General features: G+C 69.8%; 9 protein-coding genes. 6 read left to right on the top strand and 3 right to left on the bottom strand.

Going from position 1 to position 17,007, the window contains the following annotated elements:
- Positions 1-515: 515 nt before the first annotated feature.
- Positions 516-4,796 (bottom strand): acyl-CoA dehydratase activase, encoded by a 4,281-nt coding sequence (locus DSX2_RS12380; RefSeq protein WP_020881161.1) that lies wholly within the window; start codon positions 4,794-4,796, stop codon positions 516-518.
- Between the two features lie 92 nt (positions 4,797-4,888).
- Positions 4,889-5,635, bottom strand: a complete 747-nt coding sequence (locus tag DSX2_RS12375) for a tetratricopeptide repeat protein (protein ID WP_020881160.1) — start codon at positions 5,633-5,635, stop codon at positions 4,889-4,891.
- Positions 5,636-5,843: 208 nt separating this feature from the next.
- On the opposite strand from DSX2_RS12375, the gene DSX2_RS12370 reads away from it, so the two are divergent.
- From DSX2_RS12370 to DSX2_RS12355, 4 genes are all read left to right on the top strand, one after another.
- Positions 5,844-6,434, top strand: a complete 591-nt coding sequence (locus tag DSX2_RS12370) for an N-acetyltransferase (RefSeq protein WP_020881159.1) — start codon at positions 5,844-5,846, stop codon at positions 6,432-6,434.
- Positions 6,435-6,570: 136 nt separating this feature from the next.
- Complete coding sequence (gene treS / locus DSX2_RS18895; protein WP_020881158.1) at positions 6,571-9,912, top strand: maltose alpha-D-glucosyltransferase; 3,342 nt, start codon at positions 6,571-6,573, stop codon at positions 9,910-9,912.
- Positions 9,913-9,928: 16 nt separating this feature from the next.
- A complete protein-coding gene (gene malQ / locus DSX2_RS12360) occupies positions 9,929-11,443 on the top strand; it encodes a 4-alpha-glucanotransferase (RefSeq protein ID WP_020881157.1) in 1,515 nt (504 codons plus the stop codon).
- Between the two features lie 400 nt (positions 11,444-11,843).
- Positions 11,844-12,101, top strand: a complete 258-nt coding sequence (locus tag DSX2_RS12355; protein ID WP_020881156.1) for a hypothetical protein — start codon at positions 11,844-11,846, stop codon at positions 12,099-12,101.
- A gap of 109 nt (positions 12,102-12,210) precedes the next feature.
- Here DSX2_RS12355 and DSX2_RS12350 read toward each other — a convergent pair whose 3' ends face one another.
- The gene (locus DSX2_RS12350) at positions 12,211-14,091 is read right to left on the bottom strand and encodes a potassium transporter Kup (protein WP_020881155.1); all 1,881 of its coding nucleotides are present in this window, start codon (positions 14,089-14,091) and stop codon (positions 12,211-12,213) included.
- Between the two features lie 230 nt (positions 14,092-14,321).
- Between DSX2_RS12350 and DSX2_RS12345 the strand changes: the two genes are divergently transcribed.
- Together DSX2_RS12345 and DSX2_RS12340 are read left to right on the top strand one after the other, a co-directional pair.
- Positions 14,322-14,756 (top strand): 4Fe-4S binding protein, encoded by a 435-nt coding sequence (locus tag DSX2_RS12345; protein WP_020881154.1) that lies wholly within the window; start codon positions 14,322-14,324, stop codon positions 14,754-14,756.
- Complete coding sequence (locus tag DSX2_RS12340) at positions 14,749-16,515, top strand: aldehyde ferredoxin oxidoreductase N-terminal domain-containing protein (protein ID WP_020881153.1); 1,767 nt, start codon at positions 14,749-14,751, stop codon at positions 16,513-16,515. The genes DSX2_RS12345 and DSX2_RS12340 overlap by 8 nt, the downstream gene beginning before the upstream one ends.
- The last annotated feature ends 492 nt before the right edge of the window (positions 16,516-17,007 follow it).

Genomic DNA, 17,007 nt, shown 5'->3' with positions numbered 1-17,007 from the left:
CTCCCTGCGCCAGGCTGAGCCTGGCCCCCTTCCGCGACAGACCTTCGGATCATTCGGCGAGACGCCGCCTGGGCGTGACCGGCCGCGAAAACGAATCGGGCGGGATTTCGTCTTCGCGCCAAGGCGCGCGAAGACGAAACCCCGCCCGAAGTTGCCGTCGGGGAGGACTCCCCGAACCCCTCGCCCACGACCGAAACGTTTCCCGGGAACTTCTTTCCTCTCCTTTGCCGAGCGCCTTCAGGGGCGCTCGCTGTTCTCGCCACGGGCAAAGGAGATGGCGCGGTCCGGATTTTTCCTCTCCCGCCTTCTTCGGCGGGAGAGGAAAAATCCGGACCGATCTTCACCGCATCCAGTGGCGCACGACGCCCCCACGCCCAGGCGAACCAGGGTTCATGGGCCGACGTTGGGCATGCGAAGGCGGGTCGAGGGGGTGACCCCCTCGCGGGGGATGGTCCAGGAAGGGGCGAGGAGCCCCTTCCTGGCCGCCGGAGGCAATTCTTCCCTCCGGGCCTCGATCAGACCCGCCTGCACTGCTCCATGAAGGTTTCCAGGGCCAGGGCCGAGGCGGGCTGGGGGGTGCCGTCGAAGGGCAGGGTGATGGCGGGGACGCCGTGTTCCTCGGAGACGCGACGGAGCATGGCCTGGGCCACGGTGCCGGGCATGCAGCCGAAGGGGATGGCGTTGACGATGCCGCGCGCGCCTCGTTTGATCATGTCCACGGACTTGCCCACGGTGAGCACGGCCTCGCCCTCGAAGGTGTCGCGCAGGTAGGGCGCGGCGAATTCGAGCACGCGTTCGGTGTCCGGTTCGGGCACGGTGGGCAGGTGGGGGGCGGCGGCGTGCTCCTGGGCGTGGGCGATGCGGGCCTGGGTGCGCTGTTCGAGCCAGAGCTTGAGGAGTCCGCGCAGGTCGCGGTCGAGCTTGGCCCGGCGGCGGGCGATGAAGCCGACGTAGAGGATCCATTCGTCCATGGGCGCGAGCCAGGCGCGGCCTCCCAGGGCCTCGATGCGGCGGACGAGGTCCTCGTTGGAGAAGCGGGAGGAGCGCACGAAGATCTCGCCGACCACGCCGACCAGGGGCCTTGGGGAGTCGTCGCGGGGCAGGGCCTGGAAGGCCTCGGCCGCCTCGCGGGCGAGGACGGGCAGGTCGCAGCCGCCGTTGGACAGGCCGTGTTCCAGGCGGGCGGCGAATTTCTCGTACAAGGCGTCGGCGCTGCCGGGCTCGGCTTCGCCGGGCCGGTACTGGTGCAGGCATTTGGTGAGCAGGTCGAAGGCCACGATGCCTTCCCAGGCGCGCCGCGAGAAGCGGCGGCCCACGATGCCGAGCTCGTGGTAGAGGCGGCGGCCCTGCACGGGCGAGAAGAGGGCGGCCGCTTCGAGCCCGGCGGCGTCGAGCACGCGGCGCTGCAGCACGTTGTAGAGGCCGAAGCGGCAGGGGCCGGAGCCGCCGGGCATGAAGAAGGCGGTGTGGGCCGGGTCGAAGTCCGGGGCCTGCGCGGCCTTCAGCATGTGGGCCGTGGTCACGGCGCAGGGGTAGCACTCCTTGCCGGAGAGGTGGCGGTAGGCCAGGGCCAGGGAGTCGGCGTCGGCGTCGTCCATGACGCGCGCCTCGAGGCCGCAGTGGCGGAAGGCGGCGGCCAGGGCGCGGGAGTGGTCGCACATGGGCGGCACGAGCACGGTGCGGCCCACGGCGCCGCGCCTGCGCGTGATCCAGGAACCGCGCCCGGCGCGGGGCGCATGGCCGCGGACTTCGGAGGCGGTGCGGGCGCCCGGGGAGTGCGCCGTGGGGGCGGAGGCGGCGATGGTGCCGCCGATGCTGTCCAGGAAGGCCTCGAGCCGGGTCACGGCCCCGGCGTCCGCGCTGTGCTCGTCGATCTCCACGTGCAGCCAGGGCTTGGCCTGGGGGGAGTCGCCGTTGCCGGAGGCGTCGGGCCGCATGGCGTCGGCGAAGAAGTGCAGGATGAAGGAGTCCGGGCCGCAGGAGAAGTTGCCGATGTAGACCGGGAAGAGGCGCGGGTCCTTCTTGAGCAGCCGGGCCGCGGCCAGGATGCGCCTGCCCGAGCGCCAGTACATCTCGGGCATGGGGTCGCCGCGTTGTCCGCTCATGCGCGCGTGCTCGGGCGCGTCCGGGTCCAGCGGCAGGAAATCCATGGGGATGGCTGTCTCCTCGAGGCTCGCGAGCTTGGAGGGGATGCCCAGGTTCATGCCCGCGTCGAAGGCGTTGTAGGGCCTGCCCACGAGGACCAGGGCGCGTCCGGTGAGGTTGGCCAGCACGCTGCGCCCCTTGTCCTGGATGCGGCGCGAGAACTCGGCCTGGGCGGCGTGCCCGGCCCTGACGGCGCGAAGGGCCTCGGCCTCGGACACGCCGAGGCTTTCGGCGATCTCCCCGGCCAGGGCCTTGTCGCCCAGGGGGAAGCTGAGCGTGGGGGCCACGATGTCGAGGTCGGCGAAGGAGGCGCGCGCCTGGTAGGGAAAGCTCTGGGTGAGGGGGCAGGCCTGGGCCGCGCCCTCGATCTCGTCGCGCGAGCCGCCGGGCTCGGCCAGGTCCACGAAGCTCGGGATGAAGAGGCGGGCGAGCCCCGCGTCGGCCAAGGCGCGCACGTGGCCCAGGGCGGCCTTGACCGGGAAGCAGGTGTCGGCCAGGGCGGCCTCCACGCCTCCGGCCACCACGCGGCGCGAGGTGGCGGGCGAGAGCACGGGCTCGTAGCCCAGCTCCCAGAGGACGGCGGAGAGGAAGGGCAGCCGCTCGTGCAGGAAGAAGACCATGGGCAGTCCGATCTTCCCGCGCGGGGCCGCGCGGCCGGAGGCGGCGTGGGCCCGGGCGCGCTCCTCGTGGGCGGCGCGCAGGGCGTGGTCGCGGAACTGGAAGAGGTCCTCGCCCTTTCCGGGCTTGCGGCGGATGTCGTACTTCTCGCAGCGCCCGCCGTAGAAGAGCTTTTCCGGGCGGCCCTCCAGGGTCACGCGGTTGATCTCGCAGCGGTTGTCGCACTCGGCGCACTGGAACGACATCAGGCTGTAGGGGATGCGCGCCAGATCCCAGCCCTTGAAGGTCGAGGACTCGGGATTCTTCCTGGCCTGCATGTGGTCGCGCGCGATGAGGGCCATGCCGATGGCGCCGGTGACGTCGTGGTGGGGCGGGACCACGACCGGGCGGCCGAGGCGCTTCTCGAAGGCCGCGACCACGGCCTTGTTGAAGGCGGTGCCGCCCTGGAAGAGGACGTTCTCGCCCACGGCGCGGCCGAGGACCACGCGGCCGAGGTAGTTCTCCACGATGGAGTAGGCGAGCCCGGCCAGCAGGTCGCCGCGCTCCCCGCCTCCGGCCAGGGCCTGCTGCAGGGAGTTCTCCATGAACACGGTGCAGCGTTCGCCCAGGCGCCGGGGCGAGGCGGCGGAAAGGGCCATGTCCGCGAACTCGCCCTTGATGGCGATGCCGAGCTTCTCGGCCTGCTCCTCGAGGAAGGAGCCGGTGCCCGCGGCGCAGGCCTTGTTCATCTCGAAGTCCACGATGGTGCCGTCGCGCAGCGAGATGTACTTGGAGTCCTGGCCGCCGATCTCGAAGATGGTGTCCACGTCCGGCACGAAGGCCGCGGCGCCGCGCGCCTGGGCCGTGATCTCGTTCTTGACGATGTCCGCGCCCACGAAGTCCGCGATCATGTAGCGGCCCGAGCCCGTGGTGCCCACGCCCGCGACGTCCAGGGAGACGCCGCGCGCCGAGAGTTCGTCCGCGATCTCGGCCAGCCCCCGGCGCACGGCCTCGATGGGCTTGGAGGCGGTGCGCAGGTAGCGCTTGGCCACCACGCGGCCGCTTTTGCCGACCACGGCCAGGTTGGTGGAGATGGAGCCGATGTCGATGCCGAGGTAGAGCGGCTCGCCGGGCACGGGGTCCTCCACCGGGTCCTCGGGCCGCACGTGGCGCTCGGTGAAGCGGTCGCCCGGGGTGCGCAGGGGCGTGAGTCCCGCCTGGGGCCGCTCCGCCCGGCCGCGCGAGGCGGTGAGCCCGGCCGCGTCCAGCGGTCTGGCCTCGCCGGTCTCGGCGGCGCGCAGGGCCGCGCCCGCGGCCGGAAAGAGGGTGGCGTTCTCCGGCACCGTGACCGGCAGGCCGAAGACCTCGCGCATGGCCCGGGCCACGCCCGCGTTCAGCGCCACGCCGCCCACGAAGAGCGCGGGCAGGGGCACGGGGCGGCCGCGCACCACGGAGCCCTTGACGTTCCTGGCCACGGCGAAGCAGAGCCCGGCCGCGATGTCGGCGAGCGGCGTGGCGATCTGCTGCAGGTGGATCATGTCCGACTTGGCGAAGACCGAGCAGCGGCTGGCGATGTGCGGCGGGTGCTCGCTCTCGAGCGAGAGCGCGGCGAAGTCCTCGATGGACAGGCCCATGCGCTCGGCCTGCTGGTCGAGGAAGGAGCCCGTGCCCGCGGCGCAGACCGAGTTCAGCGCGAAGTCGGCCACGCGGCCCTGGTCGAGGAGGACGAACTTGGCGTCCTCGCCGCCCATCTCGATGACGCAGGCGGCGTCCGGGGCGAGGGCGGCGCAGGCCCGGCCGAGCGCGGCCAGCTCGTTGACGTAGGGCACGCCCAGGAGGCGCGAGAGGGTCTTGCCCGAGGAGCCGGTGCAGGCCGCGGGCAGGCGCAGCGCCTCGGGATCGAGTCCGGCGAGGATCTCGCGCGCCGTTTCCAGGGGGCGGCCGCCGTGGCGGCGGTAGAGGGAGAGGGAGATGTTGCCGTCGGCGTCGATGACTGCGCATTTCACGCTCACCGAGCCTGCGTCGATACCGAGGAACGTGCTGCCCGCGAACATGCTGCAAGACCCCTGTGCGGTAAGAAATGTCCGGTTCTGGGAACGTTTTAGCCCTGGCGGAGGTTTCGGGCAAGTGGTGCGGCGGATTCTTTTCAGTCCCGTGACGGCCTGCGGTAGACGCGCGCCCTGGCGGCGGCCCGGGCGGCCCGGGCCGCGATGAAGCGCACGAAGCGCCGGGAGGCGGAGAGATCCGGGTTCAGGAGCAGCGACTTCTCGAGCCGGGCGCGGGCCATGGCGGGCTCGCCCTTCTCGTAGAGGGCGCGGCCCATGTTGAAGAGCAGGTGGTCGTCGTCCGGGGCCAGATCCGCCGCGCGCTCGTAGCAGCGCAGCGCCAGGTCGTAGAGCCCGGCCTTGCGCAGCCGGATGCCCAGGGCGTTGAAGAGGTGCTTGTGCTCCGGGTCGAAGGGCGCGGAGAGGTTCAGGATGCGCTCGAACACGGCCCGGGCCTTGGCCTCGTGCCCGGCCTCGAGCAGCATGAGCGCGGCGTCGAAGCTGGCGCGCACGTTCTCCTCGTTGATGCGCTGCGCCGCGGCCAGGTCCACTCCGGCCAGGGGCAGGGCGCGGGGATCGTCGTAGCTGCCGAGCCCCAGGATGTCGTCGGCCTCCTGGCGCTTGTGGGCCACGCTCTCCACGTAGAACTCGGGCTCGGCCTCGAAGCCCGCGAGGAAGGCCGCGCGCTTCACCACGCGGGAGGGGCCCGCGGGCACGAAGTTGCGCGACAGGGGCTGCACCCTGAAGTCGCCGTCCGCGAGCTCGCGCACGGTCCAGTAGACCTTGCGCGCCTCGCCGCCGGACTCGTCCGCTTCGATGCTGGAGAATATGCCCTTGCTGCGGTTCACCGTCTTCGTTCTCCCGGTCTGGTCTGGTCTGGTCCGGTCTGGGCGGGCCGCGGCGGGGCCGTGTCCGCGCGGGGCGCCAAAGGCCGCCGCCACTTCCCATCCTGCACGGTTCATAGCTCCATAGCCGGGCCGAGGCAACCGGCCCGGCCCCGGCGCGTCTCCTCCCTCACCCCTTGAGGCGCGCGAAATTCGGCTCTATACCTGGGGCATGAACCACACGACGAAAGATACGGAACCGGCCGCACCGGGCCTGGCCATCGCGCTTCTGGGCACCGCGCCCGGCGACGGGGATGCGGTTCGCGCCATGCTCTGCGACCTCCTCGTGGAGGCCGTGGAGCACGGCGCCTCGGTGACCTTCATGCATCCGCTCGCGGCCGGAGAGGCCAGACGATTCTGGGACGACACGCTCGCGGCCGCGGCACGGGGCGAACGGCTGGTGCTCGGCGCCTTCGACGGTCCGCTCCTCGTGGGCACGGTGACCCTGCGCCTGGACGTCCCGGAGAACCAGCGGCACCGCGCCGAGGTGGTGAAGCTCCTGACCCGCGTGAGCCACCGCGGCCGGGGGGTGGCCACCTCGCTCATGCGCGCGCTGGAGGAGCACGCCGCGGCGCGCGGCTGCACGCTCCTGGTGCTGGACACCGCGGCCGACGGCGGGGCTTCCCGGCTCTACGAGAAGCTCGGCTACATCCTGCTCGGCGAGATCCCGGACTACGCCCTGACGCCCAGGGGAAACATGACCGCGGCCCGCTTCTACTGGAAGCGCATCGGCCCCGCCGCGGAGGGCGCCCCGGCCTCCTGATCCGCCTCGCCTCTCCGGATTTCCGGCGCCTGGCGCAAAGACCCGCCCGACGCGCGGCCTCGCCTTGAACTCCCCGCCCGCACAGGCTACAAGTGTAGGCTGCAAAACCCCGTTGTACCCCCCAAGCGAGGAGCGCATGAGCAACGCGAACGGGCCGCTCGCACACGACCCCCTGTGGTTCAAGGACGCCATCATCTACGAAGTCCACGTCAAATGCTTCGCCGATTCCGACGGCGACGGCATCGGCGACTTCAAGGGACTGACCTCCCGCCTCGACTACCTGGCCGACCTCGGCATCACGGCCATCTGGCTCCTGCCCTTCTATCCCTCGCCGCTCAAGGACGACGGCTACGACATCGCGGACTTCATGCGCGTGCACCCGGACTACGGCACCCTGGCCGACTTCCGGGCCTTCCTGCGCGCGGCCCACGCGCGCGGCATCCGGGTGATCACCGAGCTGGTCATCAACCACACCTCGGACAACCACGCCTGGTTCCAGCGCGCCCGGCGCGCGCGCCCCGGCTCGCGGCAGCGCGACTACTACGTCTGGAGCGACACGCCCGAGCGCTACAAGGACGCGCGCATCATCTTCAAGGACTTCGAGACCTCGAACTGGTCCTGGGACCCGCTGGCCAAGGCCTACTTCTGGCACCGCTTCTACTCCCACCAGCCGGACCTCAACTACGATTCCCCGGACGTGCGGCGCGAAGTGCGCAAGGTCATGGACTTCTGGTTCGACATGGGCGTGGACGGCATGCGCCTGGACGCCATCCCCTACCTCTTCGAGCGCGAGGGGACCAACTGCGAGAACCTGCCCGAGACCTACGCCTTCCTGAAGGAATTGCGCGCCCACGTGGAGGCGCGCCACAAGGACAAGATGCTCCTGGCCGAGGCCAACCAGTGGCCCGAGGACGCAGTGGCCTACTTCGGCGACGGCGACGCCTGCCACATGGCCTTCCACTTCCCGCTCATGCCGCGCATGTTCATGTCCGTGCAGATGGAGGACCGCTTCCCCATCGTGGACATCCTGGACCAGACCCCGGCCATCCCGGAAAACACCCAGTGGGCGCTGTTTTTGCGCAACCACGACGAGCTGACCCTGGAGATGGTCACGGACGAGGAGCGGGACTACATGTACCGCATGTACGCCCGCGACCCGAGGGCGCGCATCAACCTGGGCATCCGCCGCCGCCTGGCCCCGCTGCTCGAGAACGACCGGCGCAAGATCGAGCTCCTGAACGTGCTGCTCTTCTCCATGCCCGGCTCCGTGGTCCTCTACTACGGCGACGAGCTCGGCATGGGCGACAACTACTACCTCGGCGACCGCGACGGCGTGCGCACGCCCATGCAGTGGTCGGCCGACCGCAACGGCGGCTTCTCGCGCGCCAACCCCCAGCGCCTCTTCCTGCCCGTGATCATCGACCCGGAGTACCACTACGAGGCGGTGAACGTGGAGAACCAGGAGCGCAACCGCTCCTCGCTCCTGTGGTGGATGCGCGGCATGATCGCCATGCGCAAGCGCTACAAGGCCTTCGGCCGCGGCACCATGGACTTCATCCTGCCCAGGAACCCCAAGGTCCTGGCCTACGTGCGCTCCTTCGGCGAGGAGTCCATCCTGGTGGTGGCCAACCTCTCGCGCTACCCCCAGATGGCCGAGCTCGACCTCTCGCCCTTCCTCGGCCGCACGCCGGAGGAGGTCTTCTCGCGCCAGGCCTTCCCGCCCGTGCGCAGCGAGCTCTACTCCCTGACGCTCGGCCCCTACGGCTCCTACATCTTCGTGCTCAGGCCCGAGGAGAGCGCGGCGGAGCCCGTGCGCGTGCCCGAGCTGGCCCTGGCCGCGCCCGTGGGCGGCTTCCTGGACAGCGAGGTGCGCGAGGCCCTGGAGGGCACGGTGCTGCCCGAGTACGTGCGCCGCCGCGGCTGGCTGCACAAGGACCAGAAGCTGCGCTCCATGGAGCTCCTCGAGGTCCTGCCCGTGGGCTCGACGCGCGCCCCGGCCTGGATGCTGCTCTGCCGCGGCATCTCGCCCGGCTATGCGCCCAAGGCCTTCAACCTGGTCATCTTCCTGGCCCAGGGCGAGAGCGCGGACAAGATCATGATGGACAGGCCGCGCGAGGTCTTGTGCTCCTTCACGGGCGGCGAGGGCCACCACGGCGTGGCCGTGCTCTCCGAGGGGCTGCCCGCGGCCGAGCCGTGCAGCGCCCTGCTCGAGCTGGTGGCGCGCAGGCGGCGCATGCAGGGCTGGTCCGGCGAGCTCTCCGTGGACGTGGTCGGCCACTTCGCGCGCAAGGCGCTGGGGCACAAGGACGAATGCCGCACCTCGCACTTCGTCAGCCAGCGCATCAACACCATCGTCTTCTTCGGCAGCGAGTGGTGCCTGAAGATCTTCCGCCAGGCCGAGGAAGGGCCGAACCCGGACGTGGAGATCGCCCGCTACCTGCGGGAGCAGGCGGGCTTCACGGGCACCCCGGCCATCGCGGGCAGCCTGCTCTACCGCCCGCCGGGCGCGGACGATCCGGTGACCGTTGCCGTGCTCAAGGAGTACATTCCGGCCGAGTCGGACGCGGCCCACGTCTGCCGCGGCCTGCTCTCGCGCTTCTTCGAGCGCGTCCTGGCCGAACGGCCGGACGCGGCCAAGGCCCCGCGCCAGCAGGGATCGCCCACCCTGGCGGCGCTCGCGCCCCTGTCCGAGGCGGCTCGGGAGTTCATCCCGGAGTCGGACCTCGAGTTCCTGGCCGCCTGCGGCCGCAAGACGGCCGACCTGCACCTGGCGCTGGCCCGCGATACCGCTGACCCGGCCTTCACCCCCGAGCCCTTCTCGCGCCTCTACCAGCGCTCGGCCCACCAGACCATGCAGAGCGGCATGAAGCGAAGCCTTGCGAACCTCACCCTGGTCATGCCCGGCCTGCCCCCGCACCTGGCCGAGCGCGCGGCCGAGGTCCTGGCCGGGCAGGACGCGCTGCTCTCGGTCTTCCGCAACTTCTCGCGCCACAAGATCAGGTGCCTGAAGACCCGCGTGCACGGCGACCTGCACCTGGAGCACATGCTCTGGACCGGCCGCGACGTGCTTTTCATCGACTTCGAGGGCAAGCCCGAAAAACCCCTGCCTCAGCGCCGCCTCAAGCGCTCGCCCTTCCGCGACCTGGCGGACGTGCAGCGCTCCCTGACCGCCCTGGCCTGGGAGGGACTGCACGCCACGAGCCAGGTGCGGCCCGAGGACCGCGACCGCCTGGCGCCCTGGCGCGACGTCTGGCAGAGCGCGGCCTTCGGCGCGTTCCTCTCGGCTTATCTCGAACGCGCGGGCGACAGCCCCATCGTGCCCGAGACGGCGGAAGACGCCGCGGCCATGCTCGACGCCTTCATCCTCGAGAAGGCCTTCCTGGAGCTCGGCCGGCTCGCGGCCGGCAGCCTGGACAGCGGGCAGAGCGAGGTCCTGCGCCTCCCCCTGCACACCATTCGCCGCCTGCTCGCACGCTAGCGGCAAAGGAGCACACATGCACCGGCAAAGCGGCATCCTGCTTCACCTGACGAGCCTGCCCTCGAGCTACGGCATCGGGGACCTCGGCCCCGGCGCGACGTGGTTCGCGGACTTCCTGGCCGCCTCCGGCCAGGGGCTGTGGCAGATACTGCCCATCGGCCCCACCTCTCCGGCCATCGGCAACTCGCCCTACTCCTCCTTCTCCTCCTTCGCCGCCAACCCGCTGCTCATAAGCCCGGACCTCCTGGTCCAGGACGGCTGGCTCGAGCACACGGACCTGGGCGAGCCGCCCACGGGCGCGCGCGGGCACTGCGCCTATCCCGAGGCCGAGGCCTACAAGCTGGGGCTTTTGCGCACGGCCTTCGAGCGCGGCCGCGAGCGGCTCGAGGGCGAGCTGCTCTTCGCCCAGTTCCTGGAGGAGCACGCCTCCTGGCTCGGCGACTACGCCCTGTTCGCGGCCATCAAGGAGGAGCAGGGCGGCCGCATGTGGACCGAGTGGCCCGCGGAGCTGCGCGACCGCCTGCCCGGCGCCCTGGAGGACGCGCGCAGGCGGCTTTACGAGCGCATCCAGTACGTGCGCTTCGAGCAGTTCCTCTTCTTCTCGCAGTGGCGGGCCTTCCGGAAGATGCTGCGCGAGCGGCGCATCCAGCTCGTGGGCGACGCGCCCATCTACGTGACCTTCGACTCGGCCGACGTCTGGGCCAACCCCGAGTTCTTCAAGCTCGACCAGGAGAAGCAGCCCGTCTTCGTGGCCGGAGTGCCGCCGGACTACTTCTCCGAGACCGGCCAGCTCTGGGGCAATCCGGTCTACGACTGGGACCGCCTGAAGGAGAGCGACTTCGCCTGGTGGACCCGGCGCGTGGGCCACAACCTCTCGCTCTACGACTACGTGCGCATCGACCACTTCCGGGGCTTCGCGGGCTACTGGGAGATTCCGGCCGGGGAGAAGACCGCGATCAACGGCCGCTGGGTGGACGCGCCGGGCATGGAGTTCTTCGGCGCCCTGGAGGCGGCCTTCCCGAGCCTGCCCATCATCGCCGAGGACCTGGGCGTGATAACCCCGGACGTGCGCGAGCTGCGCGACACCTTCGGCCTGCCGGGCATGAAGATCGTGCAGTTCTGCTTCGGCCCCGGCATAGGCGCCAACCTGGACGCCCCGCACAACCACGTGCGCACCTGCGTGGCCTACACCGGCACCCACGACAACAACACCACGCGCGGCTGGTATCTGGACGAGGCCTCGGACATGGACCGACAGCGGCTCTTCGCCTACGTGGGCCACGGCTTTTCCGACCACGAGGCCCCCTGGGAGCTCATCCGGCTGGTCTGGCGGAGTCCGGCGGCCTTCGCCCTGTGCCCCATGCAGGACCTCCTCGCCCTCGGCGCCGAGGCGCGCATGAACACCCCCTCCAAGCCCCAGGGCAACTGGGAGTGGAGGCTTTCCTGGGACCAGGTGAACGACGACCTGTGCAGGCGGCTGCGCGAGATGACCGAACTCTTCGGCCGCTGCAAGGCCCCCTGCGGAGGGTAGCCGGTCCGGCGAAACAGGCCGTTTCGGCAACCTTTTTCCCGCTCCGTGCGGAGAGCCGGATTGCGGCGGAATCTCCGGCTTTCCGTCTTTTTCCCGACCCCAGGTTCTGCAGCGCCCGCCCCAAACGGCGGTCTTGCGGGCATGGCGGCGCGCCGTCGTCCTGCTTTGGCGGAGACTGCAACCTTTTTATTTCTCTCCTGAAATCGGCCGCAGACATCGTGCCCCGACGGACTGCGGCGGTGTTTCGCATCCTGCCCGTCCCCGCCCCGCGATCGAACAACGGCGCGGGTCGCGGGATTTCATTTTTTTTGTGGACAGACGGCGGCGCTATTCTACAATTCACGCGCTCTCATCCCCAGGGGGCTGAGATGCGACACGCAACCCCAAGGAGAATCCTATCATGAGCGAACGCAAGTCCGTGTTTGCCCGCTTCATCGCCGCTGCCGCCGCCGCCCTTCTGCTCGCCGCCTCGGTGCCCGTCTTTGCCCAGCAGGACGCCACCGAGTCCACGACCATGGAGAGCCCGGCCCAGCCCGCCAAGAAGGCCCAGAAGAAGGCCCCCAAGGCTCACAAGAAGTCCGAGACCAAGGCCCACAAGAAGGCCCCCAAGAAGACCAAGAAAGCCAAGAAGGACGCGGCCGCCGCTCCCCAGCAGTAGGCGTGTTCCATAGCCTGCCGGTCTGTCCGGCGGGAAATGAAGAAGGCGGCCGCGCATGCGTGGCCGCCTTTTCTTTTTGTCAGGGGAAAACGGGGAGGCGGGAAGCGGGCTAGAGCTTGACCTGGCTGCCCAGTTCCACGATGCGGTCCGGCGGCAGGCCGTAGAAGGCCGTGGCCGAGCGGGCGATGCCGGACATGAAGGCGAAGAGGCGCTCGCGCCAGCCGGACATGCCCGAGCCGCCGCTGGCCACCAGGGACTCGCGGCCCAGGAAGAAGGTCGTGTCGTGGATGTCGAACTCCCAGCCGTCCAGGACGAGGTCGTGCAGGGCGCGGGGGACGTTGGGCGACTGCATGAAGCCGTAGCGCAGCGTCACGCGCGTGATGCCGCCGGACAGGGGCTCGATGAGCTTGCGCTCGCTCCTGGGCACCACGGGCCGGTCCTCCGTGACCACCGTGAGGATGGCCACGCGCTCGTGCAGCACGCGGTTGTGCTTGAGGTTGTGCAGCAGCGCCGGGGGCACGATCTGCGGGTTGCCAGCCATGAACACGGCCGTGCCCGGCACGCGGGCCGGGGGCTCGTGGGCCAGCAGGGTGGGCAGCTTGTCCAGGGGCACGGCGCCCGCCACCATGCGGCGCGCCAGCACGTGGCGGCCGTCCTTCCAGGTGGCCATGAGGGCGAAGAACATGCCCGCCACGAGCAGCGGGAACCAGCCGCCGTGCACGATCTTCAGCGCGTTGGCGCCGAGGAACGCGATGTCCGCCACCAGGAAGCCCAGGCACGGCAGGGCCGCGGCCAGGCGGCTCCAGTGCCAGCGCCGCCGCGCCACGGTGTAGAAGAGCGCCGTGGTGATGACCATGGTCGTGGTCACGGCGATGCCGTAGGCCGCGGCCAGCGCGCCCGACGACTCGAAGCCGATGACCAGCCCCACGCAGCAGATCATGAGCAGCCAATTCACGGCCGGGACGTAGATCTGCCCGCGCTCCGTGGCCGAGGTGTGCTCGATGGCCAGGCGCGGGCTGTAGCCGAGCTGCACCGCCTGCATGGTCAGGGAGAAGGCGCCCGAGATGACCGCCTGCGAGGCGATGACCGTGGCCGCCGTGGCCAGCAGCAGAAGCGGGGTCAGGGCCCAGGTCGGGGCCATGAGGTAGAAGGGGTTGGTCACCGCGTCGGGACGCTCCAGAAGCAGCGCGCCCTGGCCGAAGTAGTTGAGCACGAGACCGGGCAGGACCACGGTGAACCAGGCCAGGCGGATGGGCACGCGGCCGAAATGGCCCATGTCCGCGTACAGCGCCTCGCCGCCCGTGACCACCAGGAAGACCGCGCCCAGGACCACGAAGCCCGGCAGCCCGTTGTGCATGAAGAAGGCTGCCGCGTAGGCCGGATCCAGCGCCCACAGCACCTCGGGCCGCTTGACGATCCAGGACACGCCCATGACCGCCAGCACCGCGAACCACACGAGCGTCACCGGGCCGAAGACCCGGCCCACGCCGGCGGTGCCGTGGCGCTGCACCATGAACAGCCCGATGAGGATGGCCACGGTCAAGGGAATGATGAAGTGCTGCACCGAGGGCGCCGCCACCTGCAGGCCTTCCACGGCCGAAAGCACCGAGATGGCCGGGGTGATCATGCCGTCGCCGTAGAGCAGGGCCGCGCCGAACAGGCCGAGCGGGATCAGCAGCCTGCCGACGCCGCGCTCGCTGCCGCCGTGCGTGGCCAGGGCCATGAGCGCCAGGATGCCGCCCTCGCCCTGGTTGTCCGCCTGCAGGATGAACAGCAGGTACTTGCAGGAGATGATCAGGATGAGCGCCCAGAAGATCAGGGAAAGCACGCCGAGCACGTTGGCGTGCGTGGTGGCCAGGCCCATCTCGCCGAGAAAGCACTCGCGGAGCGCGTAGAGGGGGCTCGTGCCGATGTCGCCGTAGACCACGCCGAGCGCGGTCAGCGTCAGGGGGAGAAGCGGGGTCTTGCCCGCGTGCGTCTGATTTTCCATGCTACCGTGAATCTGTTGCGGGACGCTGAACGCCCGCGGAAGTTTCCGACACCTACACTGCTCGGCGCCCCTGTGCAATCCTTGCCGCAGGGGCGTAAAATTGATTGCAATATCACAACCCCGCGGCATGGTCGACCGAAGGCGTTGGACAGTCACGAACTTTTGTGCAACCTTGAAGCGTCGGTTTCCTTTCGAAAACTCCCGGAGCCTTCCCGGAGGGCATTCAAATAATGAAAATACTGCGCGCGCCGCGCATGGACCGCTGCATCGGGTGCCACTCGTGCTCCTTGGCCTGTGCGCGCCAGGTGCACAAGAAATTCTCCTGGCACATGGCCGGCATCCGCATCAAGTCCAGCGGCGGCATAACCACCGGCTACGAGGCCCAGCTCTGCCTCGGCTGCGAGCCCGCGCCCTGCGCCGTGGCCTGCCCCACCGGCGCCTACTCCCAGCGCAAGGGAGGAGGCGTGCTGGTCAAGATGAAGCTCTGCATCCGCTGCGGCCGCTGCGCCGAGGCCTGCCCCGTGGACGCCATCTTCCTGGACGACTCGAGCACCCCCTACGTCTGCATCCACTGCGGCCAGTGCGTGCCCTTCTGCCCGCACGACTGCCTCGAGCTGCGCGAAAAGCCCGAACACGTCTGCGTGGGAGGGACCTGCGATGTCTGACAATCCCTTCCGCGTCTGCATCGTCCACCTCGACGAGGCCAAGGCCGAGATCGTCTCCTTCGGTGAGAAGAACGCCCTCATGGGCGGCAGCGGCTTGGCCGCCGCCCTCTTCGAGAAGTACGGGCTGCCGAGCGAGCCCTGGTCCCACCCGGACCAGCCGCTCATCTTCGCCATCGGCTGCCTCTCCGGCTACTTCCCCCTCATGAGCAAGGTCGTGGCGGGCTTCAAGTCGCCCTACCACGACCAGTACGCCGAATCCCACGCCGGGGGACGGCTCGGCCTGTGCATGCGCTTCTCCGGCTACGACGCCGTCGTCCTCACCGGCCGCGCCAAGACCCCCTGCGCCGTGCACGTGGGCAGCCGCAGCGTGGAGGTCCAGGACGCCAACTACCTCTGGGGCGCCAACGCCTTCACCACCGGCCGCATCATCCGCCGCGCCTTTCCCGGCTCCTCCGGACACCGCAGCATCCTGCGCATCGGCCCGGCCGGAGAAACCCTCTCGGCCTACGCCTGCATCAACGTGGACACCTTCCGCCACTTCGGCCGCCTGGGCTCCGGCTCGGTCATGGGCGTGAAGAACGTCAAGGCCATGGTCGTCACCGGCGACGCGGACTTCGACCTGCCCGGCGACCCCAAGGCCTACACGGCCCTGTTCAAGAAGGTGCACCAGGAGATGACCGCCACGGAGATGATGAGCAAGTACCACAACCTCGGCACGCCCGGGAACGTCATCCCCCTGAACGAGCTCTCCTCCCTGCCCATCCGCAATCTCCAACAAACACGCGATCCAGACGCAGTGGGCATTTCCGGGGAGAAGTTTGCGGAAGACCTGCTGATCCGCAACGCCGCCTGCGCGGGCTGCCCCGTGGGCTGCATCCACGTCGGCATGCTGCGCGAACAGTTCCAGGCCGAACACCGCTTCCAGATCCGGCAGGTCTCCTACGACCACGAACTCATCTTCTCCGTGGGCGCCATGCTCGGCGTCATGAACGCCTCCCACGCCCTGGCCCTCATGGACGAGGTCGAAAAGCAGGGGCTCGACGTCATGAGCGCGGGCGTGGCCCTGGCCTGGGCCACCGAGGCCCAGCAGAAAGGCGTCGTTTCCCGCGAACAGACCGGCGCCGACCTCGCCTTCGGCAACGTCGAGGGCTACAAGCACGCCATCTGGTCCCTGGGCCACGCCGACAACGAGTTCTACCGCGACCTCGCCCAGGGGGCCATGACCGCCGCGAGAAAATACGGCGGCGAGGACTTCGCCTGCGTGCTCGGACAGGAAATGGCCGGATACGCCACCGGAGAGACCTTCTTCGCCTCCCAGTCCCTCTCCTTCCGCCACTCCCACCTGGATACCGGGGCCTACGGCTACGACCAGAAAAAGCACGACAAGGACGTGGACAAGGCCGTCAAATACCTCGTGGACGACGAACGCGAACGCGTCCTCCTCACCTGCATGGTCTCCTGCCTCTTCGCCCGCGGCGTGTACAAGAAGGAACTGCTCGCCGAATGCCTCTCCGCCGTCGGCCTGCCCGACCTGGCCGCGAACATGGACGCCCCGGCCGAGGCCATGCAGCGCCTGCGCTGGCGCATGCGCCTCGCCACCGGCTACGATCCCGCCAAGACCCGCGTGCCCAAACGCTTCATGCAGATCGAGACCTGGGCCGGAAAAATGGACCAGGACTACCTCGACTCCCTGCGCTCCGCCTACACCGACGCCATCCGCGAACTCGGCGCAAAGCCCGAGCCGACTGCCGAGGCATAGCGAGAGCTGCTGCCTCCGGCGGCCAGAGGGGGGCTGCGCGCCCCCCTCTGGACTCCCCTGCGCCAGGCTGAGCCTGGACCCCTTTCGCGACGAGACGCGGGATGAATAGGCAGACGCCGCCTGGGCGTGTCCGGCCGCAAAAAGGAATCGGGCGGTATTTCGTCTTCGCGCCAAGGCGCGCGAAGACGAAATACCGCCCGAAGTTGCCGTCGGGGAGTGACCTCCCCCAACCCCTCCGTCTTTACACGAAAAATCTCCCCTCGACCTCTCCCCTCTCCTTTGCCGGAAGGCTTCAGGCGCGCTCGCTGTTCTCGCCGCAGGCAAAGGAGATGGTGGCGGGCCGGATTTTTCGCTGTCCGGCGAAAAAAACGGCCCGGTCTTCCGACCGAGCCGACGCTCACCACAGGCCCTCCTCCGACCGAGCCCCCACGCCCAGGCCGCCCGTGTCCGTTCTCCGGGCGTGCCGCGCGCGAAGCGGGTCCAGGCTCAGCC

The organism is Desulfovibrio sp. X2 (genome assembly GCF_000422205.1).
Lineage (GTDB): Bacteria > Desulfobacterota > Desulfovibrionia > Desulfovibrionales > Desulfovibrionaceae > Alkalidesulfovibrio.
The sequence above is the reverse complement of the archived record's forward strand: the minus strand, read 5'-3'. Positions and strand labels throughout refer to the sequence as shown.